14 protein-coding genes are annotated in these 13,579 nt (G+C 78.2%); 12 read left to right on the top strand and 2 right to left on the bottom strand.

The genetic code is table 11. From position 1 onward, the window contains the following. The first annotated feature begins 15 nt into the window (after window positions 1-15). Window positions 16-1,143, top strand: coding sequence for an LLM class oxidoreductase (locus tag AC3WUG_RS06630; protein WP_492326946.1), 1,128 nt, complete (start codon window positions 16-18; stop codon window positions 1,141-1,143). A 10-nt stretch (window positions 1,144-1,153) separates the two neighbouring features. Continuing rightward, the gene (locus AC3WUG_RS06635) at window positions 1,154-2,572 is read left to right on the top strand and encodes an NtaA/DmoA family FMN-dependent monooxygenase (protein ID WP_492326947.1); all 1,419 of its coding nucleotides are present in this window, start codon (window positions 1,154-1,156) and stop codon (window positions 2,570-2,572) included. Window positions 2,573-2,596: 24 nt separating this feature from the next. On the opposite strand, the gene AC3WUG_RS06640 is transcribed toward AC3WUG_RS06635, so the two are convergent. Further along, window positions 2,597-2,962, bottom strand: coding sequence for an STAS domain-containing protein (locus tag AC3WUG_RS06640; protein WP_492326948.1), 366 nt, complete (start codon window positions 2,960-2,962; stop codon window positions 2,597-2,599). Window positions 2,963-3,120: 158 nt separating this feature from the next. On the opposite strand from AC3WUG_RS06640, the gene AC3WUG_RS06645 reads away from it, so the two are divergent. Next, a complete protein-coding gene (locus AC3WUG_RS06645; protein ID WP_492326949.1) occupies window positions 3,121-3,516 on the top strand; it encodes an ATP-binding protein in 396 nt (131 codons plus the stop codon). 118 nt (window positions 3,517-3,634) lie between these two features. After that, window positions 3,635-4,969, top strand: a complete 1,335-nt coding sequence (locus AC3WUG_RS06650; protein WP_492326950.1) for a PP2C family protein-serine/threonine phosphatase — start codon at window positions 3,635-3,637, stop codon at window positions 4,967-4,969. 19 nt (window positions 4,970-4,988) lie between these two features. On the opposite strand, the gene AC3WUG_RS06655 is transcribed toward AC3WUG_RS06650, so the two are convergent. Then, complete coding sequence (locus AC3WUG_RS06655) at window positions 4,989-5,648, bottom strand: GntR family transcriptional regulator (RefSeq protein ID WP_492326951.1); 660 nt, start codon at window positions 5,646-5,648, stop codon at window positions 4,989-4,991. Between the two features lie 287 nt (window positions 5,649-5,935). Between AC3WUG_RS06655 and AC3WUG_RS06660 the strand changes: the two genes are divergently transcribed. From AC3WUG_RS06660 to AC3WUG_RS06695, 8 genes are all read left to right on the top strand, one after another. Further along, on the top strand, window positions 5,936-6,619 hold the full coding sequence (locus AC3WUG_RS06660; RefSeq protein WP_492326952.1) for a nucleoside/nucleotide kinase family protein: 684 nt from the start codon (window positions 5,936-5,938) through the stop codon (window positions 6,617-6,619). A 45-nt stretch (window positions 6,620-6,664) separates the two neighbouring features. Beyond that, window positions 6,665-7,684: an ABC transporter substrate-binding protein gene (locus tag AC3WUG_RS06665; protein ID WP_492326953.1), complete on the top strand. Its 1,020-nt coding sequence runs from the start codon at window positions 6,665-6,667 to the stop codon at window positions 7,682-7,684. Beyond that, complete coding sequence (locus AC3WUG_RS06670) at window positions 7,681-8,517, top strand: ABC transporter permease (RefSeq protein WP_492326954.1); 837 nt, start codon at window positions 7,681-7,683, stop codon at window positions 8,515-8,517. Before AC3WUG_RS06665 ends, AC3WUG_RS06670 begins: the two co-directional genes overlap by 4 nt. Next, complete coding sequence (locus tag AC3WUG_RS06675; RefSeq protein ID WP_492326955.1) at window positions 8,507-9,346, top strand: ABC transporter ATP-binding protein; 840 nt, start codon at window positions 8,507-8,509, stop codon at window positions 9,344-9,346. Before AC3WUG_RS06670 ends, AC3WUG_RS06675 begins: the two co-directional genes overlap by 11 nt. After that, window positions 9,343-10,308, top strand: a complete 966-nt coding sequence (locus AC3WUG_RS06680; protein WP_492326956.1) for an ABC transporter substrate-binding protein — start codon at window positions 9,343-9,345, stop codon at window positions 10,306-10,308. The genes AC3WUG_RS06675 and AC3WUG_RS06680 overlap by 4 nt, the downstream gene beginning before the upstream one ends. Continuing rightward, the gene (locus tag AC3WUG_RS06685; protein ID WP_492326957.1) at window positions 10,305-11,348 is read left to right on the top strand and encodes an LLM class flavin-dependent oxidoreductase; all 1,044 of its coding nucleotides are present in this window, start codon (window positions 10,305-10,307) and stop codon (window positions 11,346-11,348) included. The genes AC3WUG_RS06680 and AC3WUG_RS06685 overlap by 4 nt, the downstream gene beginning before the upstream one ends. Further along, a complete protein-coding gene (locus AC3WUG_RS06690) occupies window positions 11,345-12,244 on the top strand; it encodes a sulfurtransferase (protein ID WP_492326958.1) in 900 nt (299 codons plus the stop codon). Before AC3WUG_RS06685 ends, AC3WUG_RS06690 begins: the two co-directional genes overlap by 4 nt. Window positions 12,245-12,416: 172 nt before the next feature. Continuing rightward, window positions 12,417-13,571: a MalY/PatB family protein gene (locus AC3WUG_RS06695; RefSeq protein WP_492326980.1), complete on the top strand. Its 1,155-nt coding sequence runs from the start codon at window positions 12,417-12,419 to the stop codon at window positions 13,569-13,571. Window positions 13,572-13,579 lie beyond the last annotated feature (8 nt).

A 13,579-nucleotide genomic window follows, 5' to 3' on the forward strand; every position in this document is an offset into this window, starting at 1 on the left:
CCCCCGGAGACCACCGTGACCGTCCCCCCGCTCCTCACCGGCCTCGACGTCGACGGCGCCGGCGCGCACCCGGCCGCCGCCGCGCTGTCCGGCCTCGCGCCCGCCGACCTCGTGTCCGGCGCCCGCCTGGCCCGCGCCGTCCGGCACGCCGAGCACGCCGGCCTGACCTTCGCCACCTTCGCCGACGCCGCCCTGCCCGCCGCCCCGGGCGCGCCCGCGTCGGCCCGGCTCGACGCCGTCACCCGCGCGGCGTTCGTCGCCCGGACGACCACCGCGCTCGGCCTCGTGCCCGAGGTGCCGACCACCTACCCCGAGCCGTTCCACGTCGCGACGCAGCTCGCCTCCCTCGACCTCGCCGCGGCCGGCCGCGCCGGCTGGCTGGCCGCGGTGACCCCCGGCGACGCCGCGCCCGCGGCCTACGGGCGCGCGCCGGTCGCCGACCTCGGCCGCGAGGCCCGGGACGTGGTGCAGGTCGTCCGCGACCTGTGGGACTCCTGGGAGGACGACGCGGTGATCCGCGACGTCGCCACCGGCCGGTACGTCGACCGGGACCGGATCCACCGGGTGGACTTCGCCGGGGAGTCGTTCTCCGTCGTCGGCCCGCTGATCACGCCGCGGCCGCCGCAGGGGCAGCCGGTCGTGCTGGCGCGGGCCGGGGACGTCGCCGGCCCTGGCCGGGACGGCGAGCGCCTGGTGGACGTCGTGCTCGTCGGCGGGTCCGGCGCGGCGGAGGCCCGGGCCGCGGCGCGCGCGGTCGTCGACGGCGACCCCGGCGCGAGGGCGGTGGTCGAGGTGCAGGTCGTCCTCGACGCGGAGGGGCGCACGGGCACCGACCGCCTCGCCGAGCTCGACGCCGGCGCCGCCGGGCCGTGGGCCGCGGGCGCCGCGCTGCGGCACGCCGGCACGCCGGCCGGGCTGGTGGCGCTGCTCGCCGAGCTCGCCGACGACCCCGCCGTCGCCGGCGTCCGGCTGCTCGCCGCGTCCCTCGACGCGGACCTGCCGGTGCTCGCCCGGGACGTGCTGCCCGCGCTGCGCGCCGACCGCCGGACCGCCGCCCCGCGCGGCGGGGCCACCCTGCGCGACCACCTGGGCCTCGCGCGGCCCGAGAACCGCTTCGCGGGCGCGGCCCGCGCGACCGCCTGAGGAGCCCGCCGTGACCACCACCGACCGCACCCCCGACCGCACCGCCGACGCCGACGCCGCGCACCCTATCACCCGCCCCGACGCCGAGGTGCACCTCGGCGTCTTCTTCCAGGGCGTCAACCACACGACGATCTGGTCCGACCTCGAGTCCGGGTCGCAGACCGACTTCGCGTCCTTCGAGCGGGTCGCCCGCACCGCGGAGCGCGGGCTGTTCGACGCGTTCTTCCTCGGGGAGGGCCTCCGGCTCCGGGAGAGCCGCGGCCGGCTGCACGACCTCGACGTCGTGGGCCGCCCGGACGCGATCACGCAGCTCGCCGCGCTGGCGGCCGTGACGGAGCGGATCGGCCTGGTCGCCACCCAGAACACCACGTACAACGACCCGGTCGACCTGGCCCGGCGGCTCGCGAGCCTGGACGTGCTGTCCGGCGGTCGCGCCGCCTGGAACGTCGTGACCACCGACAACGCGTGGACCGGCGAGAACTTCCGCCGCGGCGGCTACCTCGACCACGCCCGCCGCTACGACCGCGCGGAGCAGGTCCTCGCGACGGCCCGGCGGATCTGGGACGCGTGGCCGGAAGGCCCCGGCGGGCGGGTCGCGCGCGTCGAGGAGCACGGGGACCTGGTGGACGTGACGATCGACCCGACCACGCCGCGCAGCCCGCAGGGGCACCCGGTGATCTTCCAGGCCGGCGACTCGCCGCAGGGCCGGGACTTCGCCGCGCGGTCGGCGGACGTGATCTTCTCCCGGCACGGGTCGGTGCTCGCCGTCGCGCTCGAGTTCGCGGCGGACATCCGGGCCCGCGCCGTCGCGGCGGGCCGGCCGGAGGACGACGTGAAGATCTTCCCGGGCACGGCGATCGTCGTCGGCGACACCCCCGCGGAGGCCGAGGAGAAGGCGCGCTGGGTCGCCCGGCAGCAGGTCACGCCGGCGACGGCGCTGCACGTCGTGGGCACCATCTGGGCCGAGGACCTGAGCGGGTACGACCCGGACGGCCCGCTGCCGGCGCACGACCCGGTCGTCGCCGAGCTCGGCGCGGAGGGCGGCTCGTCGACCACCGGCGCCCGCACGCACGAGGTGGCGGCGCGGTGGCGGGCCCTGGCCGAGGCCGAGGGCCTGTCGATCCGCGACCTCGTGATCCGCGTGTCCGGAGAGCGCGGCTTCGTCGGCACGCCGGCCGCGGTCGCCGACCGGCTGGTGCGGTTCGTCCGCACCGGCGCCGTCGACGGGTTCAACCTCAGCCCGTGGCTCGTCCCGTCCGGGCTGGACGACGTCGTCGACCGGGTCGTGCCCGAGCTGCAGGAGCGCGGTGCGTACCGGACCGCGTACGCGGGGACCACGCTCCGGGAGCACCTGGGCCTGCGCGCGGTCGCGCGGCGGGACGGGACCGGCGCAGCGGGCGCGCGGGAGGCGGCGCTGGCGGGGGTGTGACCGGCGCGGTCCCGGCCGGCGGGGTCAGCCCTCGGCCGGGACCAGGTCCAGCACCGCGTCGAGACCGGTCACCTGGAGCGTCATGAGCGGCGCCCCGGTCGCCCCGCGCACGCGCAGCCGCTCCGGGCGCCGGTGCGGCGCGATGGAGACCAGCAGCGCGATCGCCGACGAGTCCATGAACGTCGCCCCGCTGAGGTCGACCTCCTCGACGCCCGCCGCCGCGAGCGTCCGGCCGGCGGCGATCTCGTCGACGCCGAGCTGCTCGGCGAAGGTGTGCACCACGTCGATGTCGATCTCGCCCTCGGCGCGCAGCACCGCCGGGCGGTCCGGGTCGACGTGCAGGCGACCGCCGGGCGGCTGGGCGCCCGCGGGCGTCGGGAGCGTGGTCACGGGGTCAGTATGAGGGCGGTGCCCCGCCGCGTCGCGCCGAGCGCCCGGCCCGCCCCCGGCCCGCCCCGGCCCCGGGCGGGGTGAGGGCCGGGGTGAGGTCGCGGGCGACGGGGCCGTGTCGGCGGGACGTGGGGCGCGGCGACGGGTACGGTCGGCGGGTGCACGGGACGAGTCGCGGTGACGAGCGCGCGTTCCCGTCGTCGGCGTCGTCCCTGGCGCGGGCCCGGGCCTGGTCCATGGAGCGGGCGACCGCGGCCGGGGCGCCCGGCGAGGTGGTCGACTCCGTGCAGCTCGCCATGAGCGAGGCCTTCACGAACGCCCTGCGGCACGCGCCCGGGACCCGGACGATCACCGTCAGCGTGGTCGGCGCCCGCCGCCAGCTGACCTACGAGGTCGGCGACGCCGCCGCGGCCGTGCTCCCCCGCCGGCGCAGCAACCGCGAGGGGCTGCCGGGCGGGCACGGGCTGCACATCCTGGACGCCGTGACGTCGGCGTGGGGCTGGCAGCCGGCACCCGACGGCGGCAAGGTCGTCTGGTTCAGCCTGCGCTGGTGACCCCGCCGCGGCCGGTGGTGCCGGGCGTGACGGGCGGCGGTCCGCCGACCTGCCGTACCGTCTGCGAAGCAGCCCTCCTCCAGCAGCGGGGCGGGTGTCGGGGGCGAGGAGCCAGCAGGTGCACGGGACGACGACGGAGCAGCGCTCCCTCGTGTCGGAGGTGGCCGCCCGCCTGGGCGGGACGATGGACGCCGACGAGGCGGTCGAGCGGCTGACCCGGCTCCTCGTCCCGGCGCTCGCCGACTGGTGCCTGGTGACGCTCGTCGACGACGACGAGTCCCGGGCTCCGCGGCGGCGGCTGCGCGACGTCGGCTGGTGGCACGCCGACCCGGCCCGGCGCGACCTCGTCGCCGCCTACGCGCGGGAGCGGATCGGGGCCCTGGTCCCGGGCTCGATGCTCATGCGCGCGATCGACTCCGGCGACGTGGTGCACGTGCACGACGCCGCGGTCGACGCGCTCGACCGGGTGCTGGCCCCGGGCCCGGCCCGCGAGCTGGTCGAGGAGCTCGCCCCGACCTCGCTCACCGTCGCGCCGCTCAAGAGCCGCGGCCGCACCCTCGGCGCCCTCACCCTGTTCAACGGCCCGCACCGCCCGCCGCTGTCCCCGGCGGAGGTCGCGTCGGTGGTGGAGGTGGCCGCGACGGCCGCGCTCGCCCTCGACAACGCGCGGCTCTACCGGCGCCAGCGCGACGTCGCCGCGACCTTCCAGCGCACCCTGCTCACCGCACCGGTCGAGCCCGCCCACATGCAGGTCGTGGTCCGGTACCAGCCGGCCGCGGAGGCCGCCCGCGTCGGCGGCGACTGGTACGACGCCTTCCCGCAGCACGACGGCGGCACCGTGCTGGTCATCGGCGACGTCGTGGGGCACGACGTCGAGGCGGCGGCCCTCATGGCGCAGGTGCGGTCGATGCTCCGCGCGATCGCCGTCGTCACCCGGAACAGCCCGGCCGACGTGCTCGCGCTGCTGGACGCGGCCGTCCGCACGCTGCGGATCCCCGTGCTGGCGACGCTCGTCGTGGCGCGGGTCGAGCAGACCCCCGCGGAGCGGGCCGCCGGCGTCACGCGCCTGCGCTGGTCCAGCGCGGGCCACCCGCCGCCGATGGTCGTCGGCGCCGACGGCGCGGTGCGCGTGCTCGACGAGCGCCCCGGCCTGCTGCTCGGCCTCGACCCGGACCGGCCGCGCGTCGACCACGAGACGGTGCTCGGGCACGGCGAGACCGTCCTGCTCTACACGGACGGGCTGGTCGAGCGCCGGGACCGCCCGCTGCGCGCCGGGATGGCCGACCTGCGCGCGGCGCTCGGCCGGCACGCCGGCCGCGAGCTCGGCGACCTGTGCGACACCCTGCTCGCGGAGCTGCCGGGCGGGCCGGGCGAGGACGACGTGGCGCTGGTCGCGGTCCGGCTGCGGCCGCGGGACGAGCCACCGCCCGCGGGCCCGGGCGAGCCGGGCTGACCCGGCCGGGAGGCGCCGCTCAGCGCCGCGCCGCGAACGCCCGCAGCCGCAGGTCCCGCGACCGCTCGAGGTGCCCCTGCACCGCCGCGCGCGCCGCCTCGGGGTCCCGCCGCCGGACGGCGTCCAGCACCGCCGCGTGCTCCGCGCGCGAGGCGGCGAGGTCCTCGGCGGACTCGGTGCGGGTGCCGTCGTAGATCCGGAGCTGCGACGTCAGCCGGACCAGCAGCCCGGTGACGGTGGCGTTGTGCGAGGCGGCCCACAGCGCCTCGTGCCACAGCGTGTTGAGCCGGCGCTGCTCCTCCGGGGTCGCCGACGCCGCGTCCTCGTGCAGGCTCTCCAGCCGGGCGAGCTCGAGCGCCGAGCGCCGGTCGGCGGCCGCGGCCGCGGCGACGCCCTCGAGCGCCGTGCGCGCGTCGTAGACGTCCAGCACGTCCTCGGGGGTGCCCGACCGCACGCGGTAGCCGCGCGGCACCCGCTCCAGCAGCCCGTCCTGCTCCAGGCGCGCCAGGGCCTCGCGCACCGGGGTGCGGGACACGCCGTAGCGCGCGGCGAGCGGCGACTCCTGCAGCAGGTCGTCCGGGGCGAACGCGCCGTCGAGCACGTCCCGCCGCAGCTCGGCGTAGTGCTGCGTGCCCACCTCGGACGCGCGCGTCCCGTCCGTCGCCTCGACCGCGGCCACCGGCTCCCCCTCGTGGTTCTGGATACGTCCGTATACAACAGTATCCCACGTGGCGGACGCCGGTTGTCCGTCGGGTCCGGGCGCGCCTACCGTCGCCACCGGACCCGACCACCAGGAGCCCCGATGACCGGCACCGTGCCCCCGACGACCGCCCCGCGGTCCTGTCGGCGCGCCCGCTGTCGGTAGACGCACCCCCGCCCGGACCCGGCGCGGCGGTGCGTCCCCCGCCCCGCCGTCCCCGCCGCGCCGCCGCACCCGGCGCCGCGCCCCGCCACCGGAGGCCCGTCGTGCCCGCACCCACCCGCACCGCCGCGCCCGGCGCCGTTGCGCCCGGCACCGTTGCGCCTGGCACCGCCGCGCCGCGGCGCACCGCGCTGCTCCCCTGGGCCGCGCTGGCCGCCCTCGTGCACCGCACCGCGGTCACCTCCGGGGCCGCCGTGCCCGGCGGCACCCTGGTCGTCGCGGTGGACGGGTACTCCGGCGCGGGCAAGACCTGGCTGGCGGACCGGCTCGCCCGGGCGCTCGGCGCCGACCTGCTGCACGTCGACGACTACGTCCCCGGCTGGGACGCGCTCGACGCGGGGGTCCGGGCGCTCGGCCGCGACCTCGTGGGCCCCTGGGCGCGCGGGGAGCCCGGCCGGGCCCGCCGCTACGACTGGGTGGTCGGCGCGGCCGAGCCGGCCACCGCGCTGCCGCCGCCGGCGCTCGCCGTGCTCGAGGGCAGCGGCGTCGCGTCCCTCGGCCCCGGCTCCGGCCTCGCCGCCCGGGTCTGGGTGCACACCGCCCCGGCCGTGCGCGGCCGGCGGCTCGACGACCGCGAGGACCGGCTCACGTACCTGCCGCACCGCGCCGCGTGGGCGAGCCAGGAGGCGGAGCTCGCCCGCCGCGCCGACACCCCCCGTCGCTGCGACCTGCGGGTCGTGCAGGCGTCCGCGGCCGGGGTCCGGCTCGCGCACCTCCCCACCGCCTGACCCCGCCACCCCCGACCCCGCACGCTCCCCCGGAAGGACACCCCCATGCGCGCTCCCGCCCGCCGCCCCCTGCTCGTCGCCGCGAGCCTCGCCGCCGCCGCCGGCCTCGCCGCGTGCGGCGCCACCGCCGACGCGGCCGACGACGCCGCGACGGGCGACCTGACGCCCGCGACCCTGGTGCTCGACTGGACGCCCAACACCAACCACACCGGGATCTACGTCGCCCAGGAGAAGGGCTGGTTCGCCGAGCACGGCATCGACCTCGAGATCGTGCAGCCGCCGGAGGACGGCGCCGAGGCGCTGGTCGCGTCCGGGTCCGCCCAGTTCGGCGTCTCCTACCAGGAGAACGTCACGCAGGCCCGGGGCCAGGACGTCCCCGTGGTGTCGATCGCCGCGGTGATCGCGCACAACACCTCCGGCTTCGCCTCGCCCGTCGACCGCGGCATCGAGCGCCCCGCCGACTACGCGGGCCACGTCTACGGCGGCTGGGGCAGCCCGATCGAGGGCGCGATCCTCGACGCCCTCGTGGCGCAGGACGGCGGCGACCCCGACCAGGTCACCAACGTCGACATCGGCACCTCCAGCGTGCTGCAGGCCTTCCAGCGCGACATCGACCTGGGCTGGGTCTTCGAGGGCTGGGACGTGCCGCTCGCCGAGGAGCAGGGCGTCGACCTCAACGTCCAGCTGGTGCGCGACTACGACGAGGCCCTCGACTGGTACACGCCGGTGCTGATCTCCAGCGAGGACACCATCGCGTCCGACCCGGAGCTCGTGCAGGCGTTCGTCGACGCGGCCACCGAGGGCTACGAGTTCGCCATCGAGAACCCCGACGAGGCCGCCGACATCCTGCTCGACGCCGTGCCGGACCTGGACGAGGGCCAGGTGCGCGCCAGCCAGGAGTACCTCGCCGACGAGTACCGGTCGGACTCCCCGGAGTGGGGCTACCAGCGGCCCGAGGTCTGGGAGGGCTTCAGCGGCTGGCTGGAGGACAACGGGATCATCGAGCCCGGCTTCGACTACGACGCCGCCTACACCAACCAGTTCGTCCAGGGCGACGCGTCGTGACGACCGTCGCCCCCGCGGGCACCGGCACCGGGGCGGCGCGGGATTCCGCGCCGCGCCGGCCCGGGCGCCCGGCCCGCGCCGGGCGGCTGCGCCGGGCCGCGCCCGCCGTGCTGACCGCGCTCGGCGTGCTGCTGGTCTGGGAGGTCGCGACGCGCGTCCTGGAGGTGCCGGCCTGGATGCTGCCCGGGCCGGTGCAGATCGCCCGCGAGGCGGTGGCGGTGGCGCCGACCCTCGGCGAGGACGTCGTGGCGACGGTGACGCTGACGGTCCAGGGCGGCGTGATCGGCGTCGCCCTCGGGCTGCTGCTCGCCGCCGCCCTGCACCTGGTCGAGCCGCTGCGGTCGGCGGTCTACCCGCTGCTGATCGTCAGCCAGAACGTGCCGACGATCGCGCTCGCGCCGCTGCTGGTCATCTGGTTCGGCTTCGGGCTGACGCCGAAGCTCGTCGTCATCGTGCTGGTCTGCTTCTTCCCGGTCGCGATCGCCGCGATGGACGGCCTGCGCGGCGCCGACCGCGTCGTCCTCGACTACCTGCGGATGTCGGGCGCGAGCCGGTGGCAGACGTTCACCAAGGTGGAGGTGCCGTCGGCACTGCCGTCGGTGTTCTCCGGCCTCAAGATCGCCGCGACCTACGCCGTCATGGGCGCCGTCGTCGCCGAGTGGGTCGGCTCGGACCGCGGGCTCGGCCACTACATGCTGCTGCAGAAGTCGGCGTTCCGCGCCGACCGCGTCTTCGTCGCCATCGTCGCGATCGTCGTGCTCAGCCTCGCCCTGTTCGCCCTGATCGCCGCCCTCGAGCGGCGCGCCACCCGGTGGAGGACCCGTGAGCGCTGACCCGCGCCTGCGCCTGGACGACGTGCACGTCCACTACCCGACGGCCGACGGGCCGCTGCACGTGCTGGACGGCCTGTCCCTGACCGTCGAGCCCGGCGAGTTCGTGTCGATCATCGGCCCCTCCGGGTCCGGCAAGAGCACTCTGCTGCACGTCGTCGGGGGCCTGGTCGCCCCGTCCCGCGGCCGGGTGCTGCTGGACGACGAGGACATCACCGGGACCCGGGGCCGGATCAGCCACATGCCCCAGCAGCCCGCGCTGCTGCCGTGGCGGACCGTCCTGGACAACGTGCTGCTGCCGCAGGAGATCGCCCGCACCCGCACCGCGGCCTCCGCGGCCGAGGCCGCCGACTGGCTCGACCGGGTGGGGCTCGGCGGGTTCGCCCGCTCGCTGCCGCACGCGCTGTCCGGCGGCATGCAGCAGCGCGTCGCGTTCCTGCGGGCGCTGCTCGCCCCGCGGCCGTTCATGTGCCTCGACGAGCCGTTCAGCGCCCTCGACGCCCTCACCCGCGCCGACATGCAGCGCTGGCTGCTGCACCTGTGGGAGGAGACGCGCCGGCCGGTGCTGTTCATCACCCACAACATCGAGGAGGCGCTGCTGCTGTCGGACACCGTGTACGTGCTGTCGGCCCGGCCGGCCCGGGTGCTGCGGCGCGTCGACGTGCCGTTCCCGCGGCCCCGCGCCGACGAGGTGGCCGACTCCCCCGAGTTCATCCGGCTGCGCCGCGAGCTGACCGACCTGCTCCGCGCGCCCGCCGCCTCCCCGGCCCCCGCCGCCTCCCCGGCCCCCGCCGCGTCCCCCGCCCGCACCCCCGTCCCGGAGCACCGATGACCACCGCCCGCCTGCTGCTCGGCTACTACCACCCCTGGCCCAACGACGCGGGGTTCACCCTCGCCCGCGCGCAGGGCCGCTACGACGAGGCGGGGCTCGAGCTGCGCATCGGCGTGGTCGACCCCGGCCGCGGCGACACCCTCGCCCACCTCGCGCGCGACGAGGCCGACCTCGGCGTCGTCCCCAGCAACCGGCTGCTCGCCGCGCGCGCCCGCGGGCAGCGGGTCACCGCGGTGGCCGCGGTGAACCAGACCGGGCTCGAGACGCTGCACTCCCTGCGGTCGCTCGGGGTGTCCCGGCCCCGCGACCTGGAGGGCCGGCGGGTCGCCCTCAACCCGACGCCCCGCGGGCTGGCGATGGTGCGCCACCTGGTGCGCGTCGACGGCGGCGACCCGGACCGGGTCGCCATCGTCGACTCCGGGCCGCGCGAGCTGCAGTCCGCCGACCTCGCCGCCGGCGTCGCGGAGGCCTACTTCGGCGCGTACTGGGCCTGGGACGAGCTGTTCGACGGCCACCCCGCCGACGACCGGCTGAGCTGGCCGGTCAAGGACCACGGCGCGCCGGCGTTCCACTCCTACGTGCTCGTCGCGCGCGAGGACTGGCTCGCCGCCGAGCCCGGCGTCCTGGACCCGCTGCTCGCCGCGACCGGGGCGGGGTTCCGCGCGGCCGCCGCCGACCCCGCGGCCGCCGCCGCGCACTTCCAGCACGTCGCCCCGTACTTCCCGCCGGCGGTCCTGGAGCAGTCGGTGCGGCTGGTGTCGACCACCTGGTTCCACGACGGCCGCTGGGGCGTGCTCCGCGAGGACCTGCTCGCGCCGTACGCCCGGTGGCTGCACGAGAACGCGGCCGTCCCCGACCTGTCGGGGCTGCCGGGGGCGGCGACCGGGCCGCTGGCCGAGGGCGCCGGCGGGGCGGTCGCCGGGGCGGTCGGCGGGCCCGTGGCGGGGACGGTCCCGGCGTGACGGCGGACGCCGACGCGCGCGCGTCCGCGACGGGTCCGGGGCTGCGCGCGTCGCTCGTGCTGCCCGGGCGCGTGCCCGACGACGGCTCGCCGACGGACCGGCTCGCCGAGCTCATCGAGGTCGCGGAGCACCTGGATGCCGACCCGGCGTGGCACGGGGTCTGGGTCCCCGACTCGGTGCTGGCCCTGCGGTTCTTCGACTCCACCGTGCTGCTGGCCGCCCTCGCCGCGCGGACCCGGCGCATCCGGCTCGGCGTCGCCTGCCTGTCGACGCTGGGCCTGCGGCAGCCGCTCGTCGTCGCGCAGCAGTGGGCGAACCTCGACGCGCTGTCCGGCGGGCGGATGACGATGGTCGTCTGCCCCGGCAACCGGACGGGCGCGAAGCACGAGCGCGAGCGCGCCGCGTTCGGGCTGACCTACGAGCAGAAGTCCGCGCGGATGCTCGACGCCCTCGCGTTCCTGCGCGCCGTCGTGCGCCAGCCCCGGCTGAGCTACCGGTCGGAGCACCTCGACCTCGACGACGTCGAGGTGGTCCCCGCCTTCCGGCAGCGGGCGCTGCCGGTGTGGATGGTCGCGAACCCGTCGGCCGGCGCGTCCGGGGAGGGCCTGCGGCGCGTGCTGGGCCGGGTCGCCGAGCACGGCGACGGCTGGCTGACCTACAACGTGCGACCCGCCGACCTGCGCGACCGGCTCGCCCTGCTGACCTCCCTGCGCGCCGGGCGCGGGCGCACCGGCGACTTCCCGGTGGCGGTCCAGGTGAACCTCACGGTGGCCCCCACCGAGGCGGAGGCCGTCGCCGCGGCGCGGGAGGCCTGGGCCGTGCAGAGCACCCGCGGCATCCCGTTCGACGACCTGCGCACCGTCTCGGCGATCGGCACGCCCGAGCAGTGCGCGGCGTTCCTCGCCGACCTGCACGCCGCCGGGGCGACCGACGTGCTGCTGCACCCGCTGGGCGGCGACCTGCGCACCCAGGCCGCGCGGGCGACGGCCGACCTGCTGCCGCTGCTGCCGGGCGGCGTCCGCGCCGGGGTGGCCGCGTGACCGGGCCGCTCGTCACCGCCGGCGAGCTGCGCGCCGACCCCGGGGACGCCCTGGTCCTGGACGCCACCGTCGACCTCCCCCGCCCCCGGGCCGACGGCGACCACCGCGCCGCCAGCGGCGCACCCGGCTGGGCCGACGCCCACGTCCCCGGCTCGGCGCACCTCGACCTGCTGGACGCGTTCGCCGAGCCCGGGGCCGGCTTCCACTTCGCGCAGCCCGCGCCCGGTCGGGCGGCCGCGGTGCTGACCGCGCTCGGCGCGCGGGACGGGCGGCCGGTGGTCGTCTACGACCGGGCCGACGGGTTCTGGGCCGCGCGGGCCTGGTGGTCGCTGCGCGCGCTCGGGCTGCCCGCCCGGGTGCTCGACGGCGGGCTCGCGGCGTGGCGGGCGGCCGGGGGTGCCGTCGCGTCGGGGGCGGCTGCGGGCGCTGCCGGGTCGGGACCGGACCCGACCCCCGCCGGGGACGGCCCGCTCACGCTGCGACCCCGGGCCGACGTGTGGGCGACGCTCGACGAGGTGCGCGCGGTGGCCGAGGGCCGCGCCCCGGGCCGCCTGGTGTGCGCGCTGGGCGCCGACCAGTTCGCCGGCACGGCGCCCACCCGGTACGCGCGGCGCGGGCACATCCCGGGCTCCGTCAACCTCCCGGCCCGCGCGCTGACCGGCCCCGACGGCCTGCTGCTGCGCGGCGGGGCCCTGGCGGGCGCGCTGGCCCCGCTCGCCGGCGACGGCCCGCTCGTCCTGTACTGCGGCGGCGGCGTGTCGGCGAGCCACCTCGCCCTGGGCCTGGTCGCCGCGGGCCGCGAGGACGTCCGGCTGTACGACGGCTCCCTCGAGGAGTGGTCCGCCCGCCCGGACCTCCCGCTCGCCACGGACGTCCCGGCGCCGGCGAGCGCGTAGCGCGCGGCGGCGCGGCGCCGAGTGAGCAGCCGACGCGTCGAGCGAGTACCCGCCGACTACTCCCTCGACGTGTCGGTTGCCCACTCGCGCAGGGGCGTCCCCCCGCCGGAGGCCCGGGACGCCGCCGTGCGCCGGCCGGCGCGGCGCGCCTACCCTGCCGGACGTGCCCCCGATGACCCAGGCCCACCCGCTCGACGTCCTGCGCCGCCGCGGCAGCGAGAAGTGGGCGTCCTACCCGGACGACGTGCTCCCGCTGTTCGTCGCGGAGATGGACTACCCGCTCGCACCGGCGATCACGGCCGCGCTCCGCGAGGCGCTGGAGCGCGGCGACACGGGGTACGTGCACGCCTCGGGCGGCGGCGCCAAGGAGGCGTTCGCGGCCTACGCCGCCGACGCGTGGGGCTGGTCCCCCGACCCCGCGCTGATGCGCACGGCCACGGACGTCAGCGTCGTCATCGTGGAGGCCCTGCGGCGGCTGGTCGAGCCGGGCCAGGGCGTCGTCATCACGCCGCCGGTGTACCCGCCGTTCTTCGAGCTGGTCCCGGAGGCCGGCGCCGCGGTCGTCGAGGTGCCCCTGCTCGACGACGGCGCGACCCACCGGCTCGACCTGGACGGCGTCGACGCGGCCCTGGCGTCCGGGGCGGCCCGCGGCGTGCTGCTCTGCCACCCGCACAACCCCCTCGGCCTGGTGCACGACCGCGCCGACCTCGCCGCCCTGGCGGAGGTCGTCGAGCGGCACGGCGGGTTCGTGCTGAGCGACGAGATCCACGCGCCGCTCACCCACGCCGGGCGGGCGTTCACGCCGTACCTCGCCGTGTCCGACGCGGCGCGGGCCCACGGGATCGCCGCGGAGTCCGGGAGCAAGGCGTTCAACCTGGCGGGGCTGAAGTGCGCGCTGGCCGTCGCCGCCGGCGGGCCGATGGCCGACCTCGTGCTCGGCCTGCCCGAGGAGGTCACCGGCCGGACCGGCCACTTCGGCGCGATCGCCACCCGCGAGGGGTTCGTGCGCGGCCGCGACTGGCTGGCCGGCACCGTCGCCGCGATCGAGCACAACGCCGACCTGCTGGGGCGCCTGCTCGCCGACCGGCTGCCGCAGGTGCGGTACCGCCGCCCGGGCGCGAGCTACCTGGCGTGGCTCGACCTCGCGGCGCTCGGCTGGGGCGACGACCCCGCGGCGCGCGTCCTGTCGGACGCCCGCGTGGCCCTCACCAGCGGCCCGGACTTCGGCCGCCAGGGCGCCGGGTTCGCCCGCCTGAACCTGGCGTGCTCCCCCGAGGTCCTGACGGAGGCGGTCGACCGGATCGCCCGCGCCGCCGCCGCGGGCTGACGCCGTCG

The sequence above is a fragment of the Cellulomonas sp. EB106-03-03-XG116 genome (assembly GCF_058792015.1).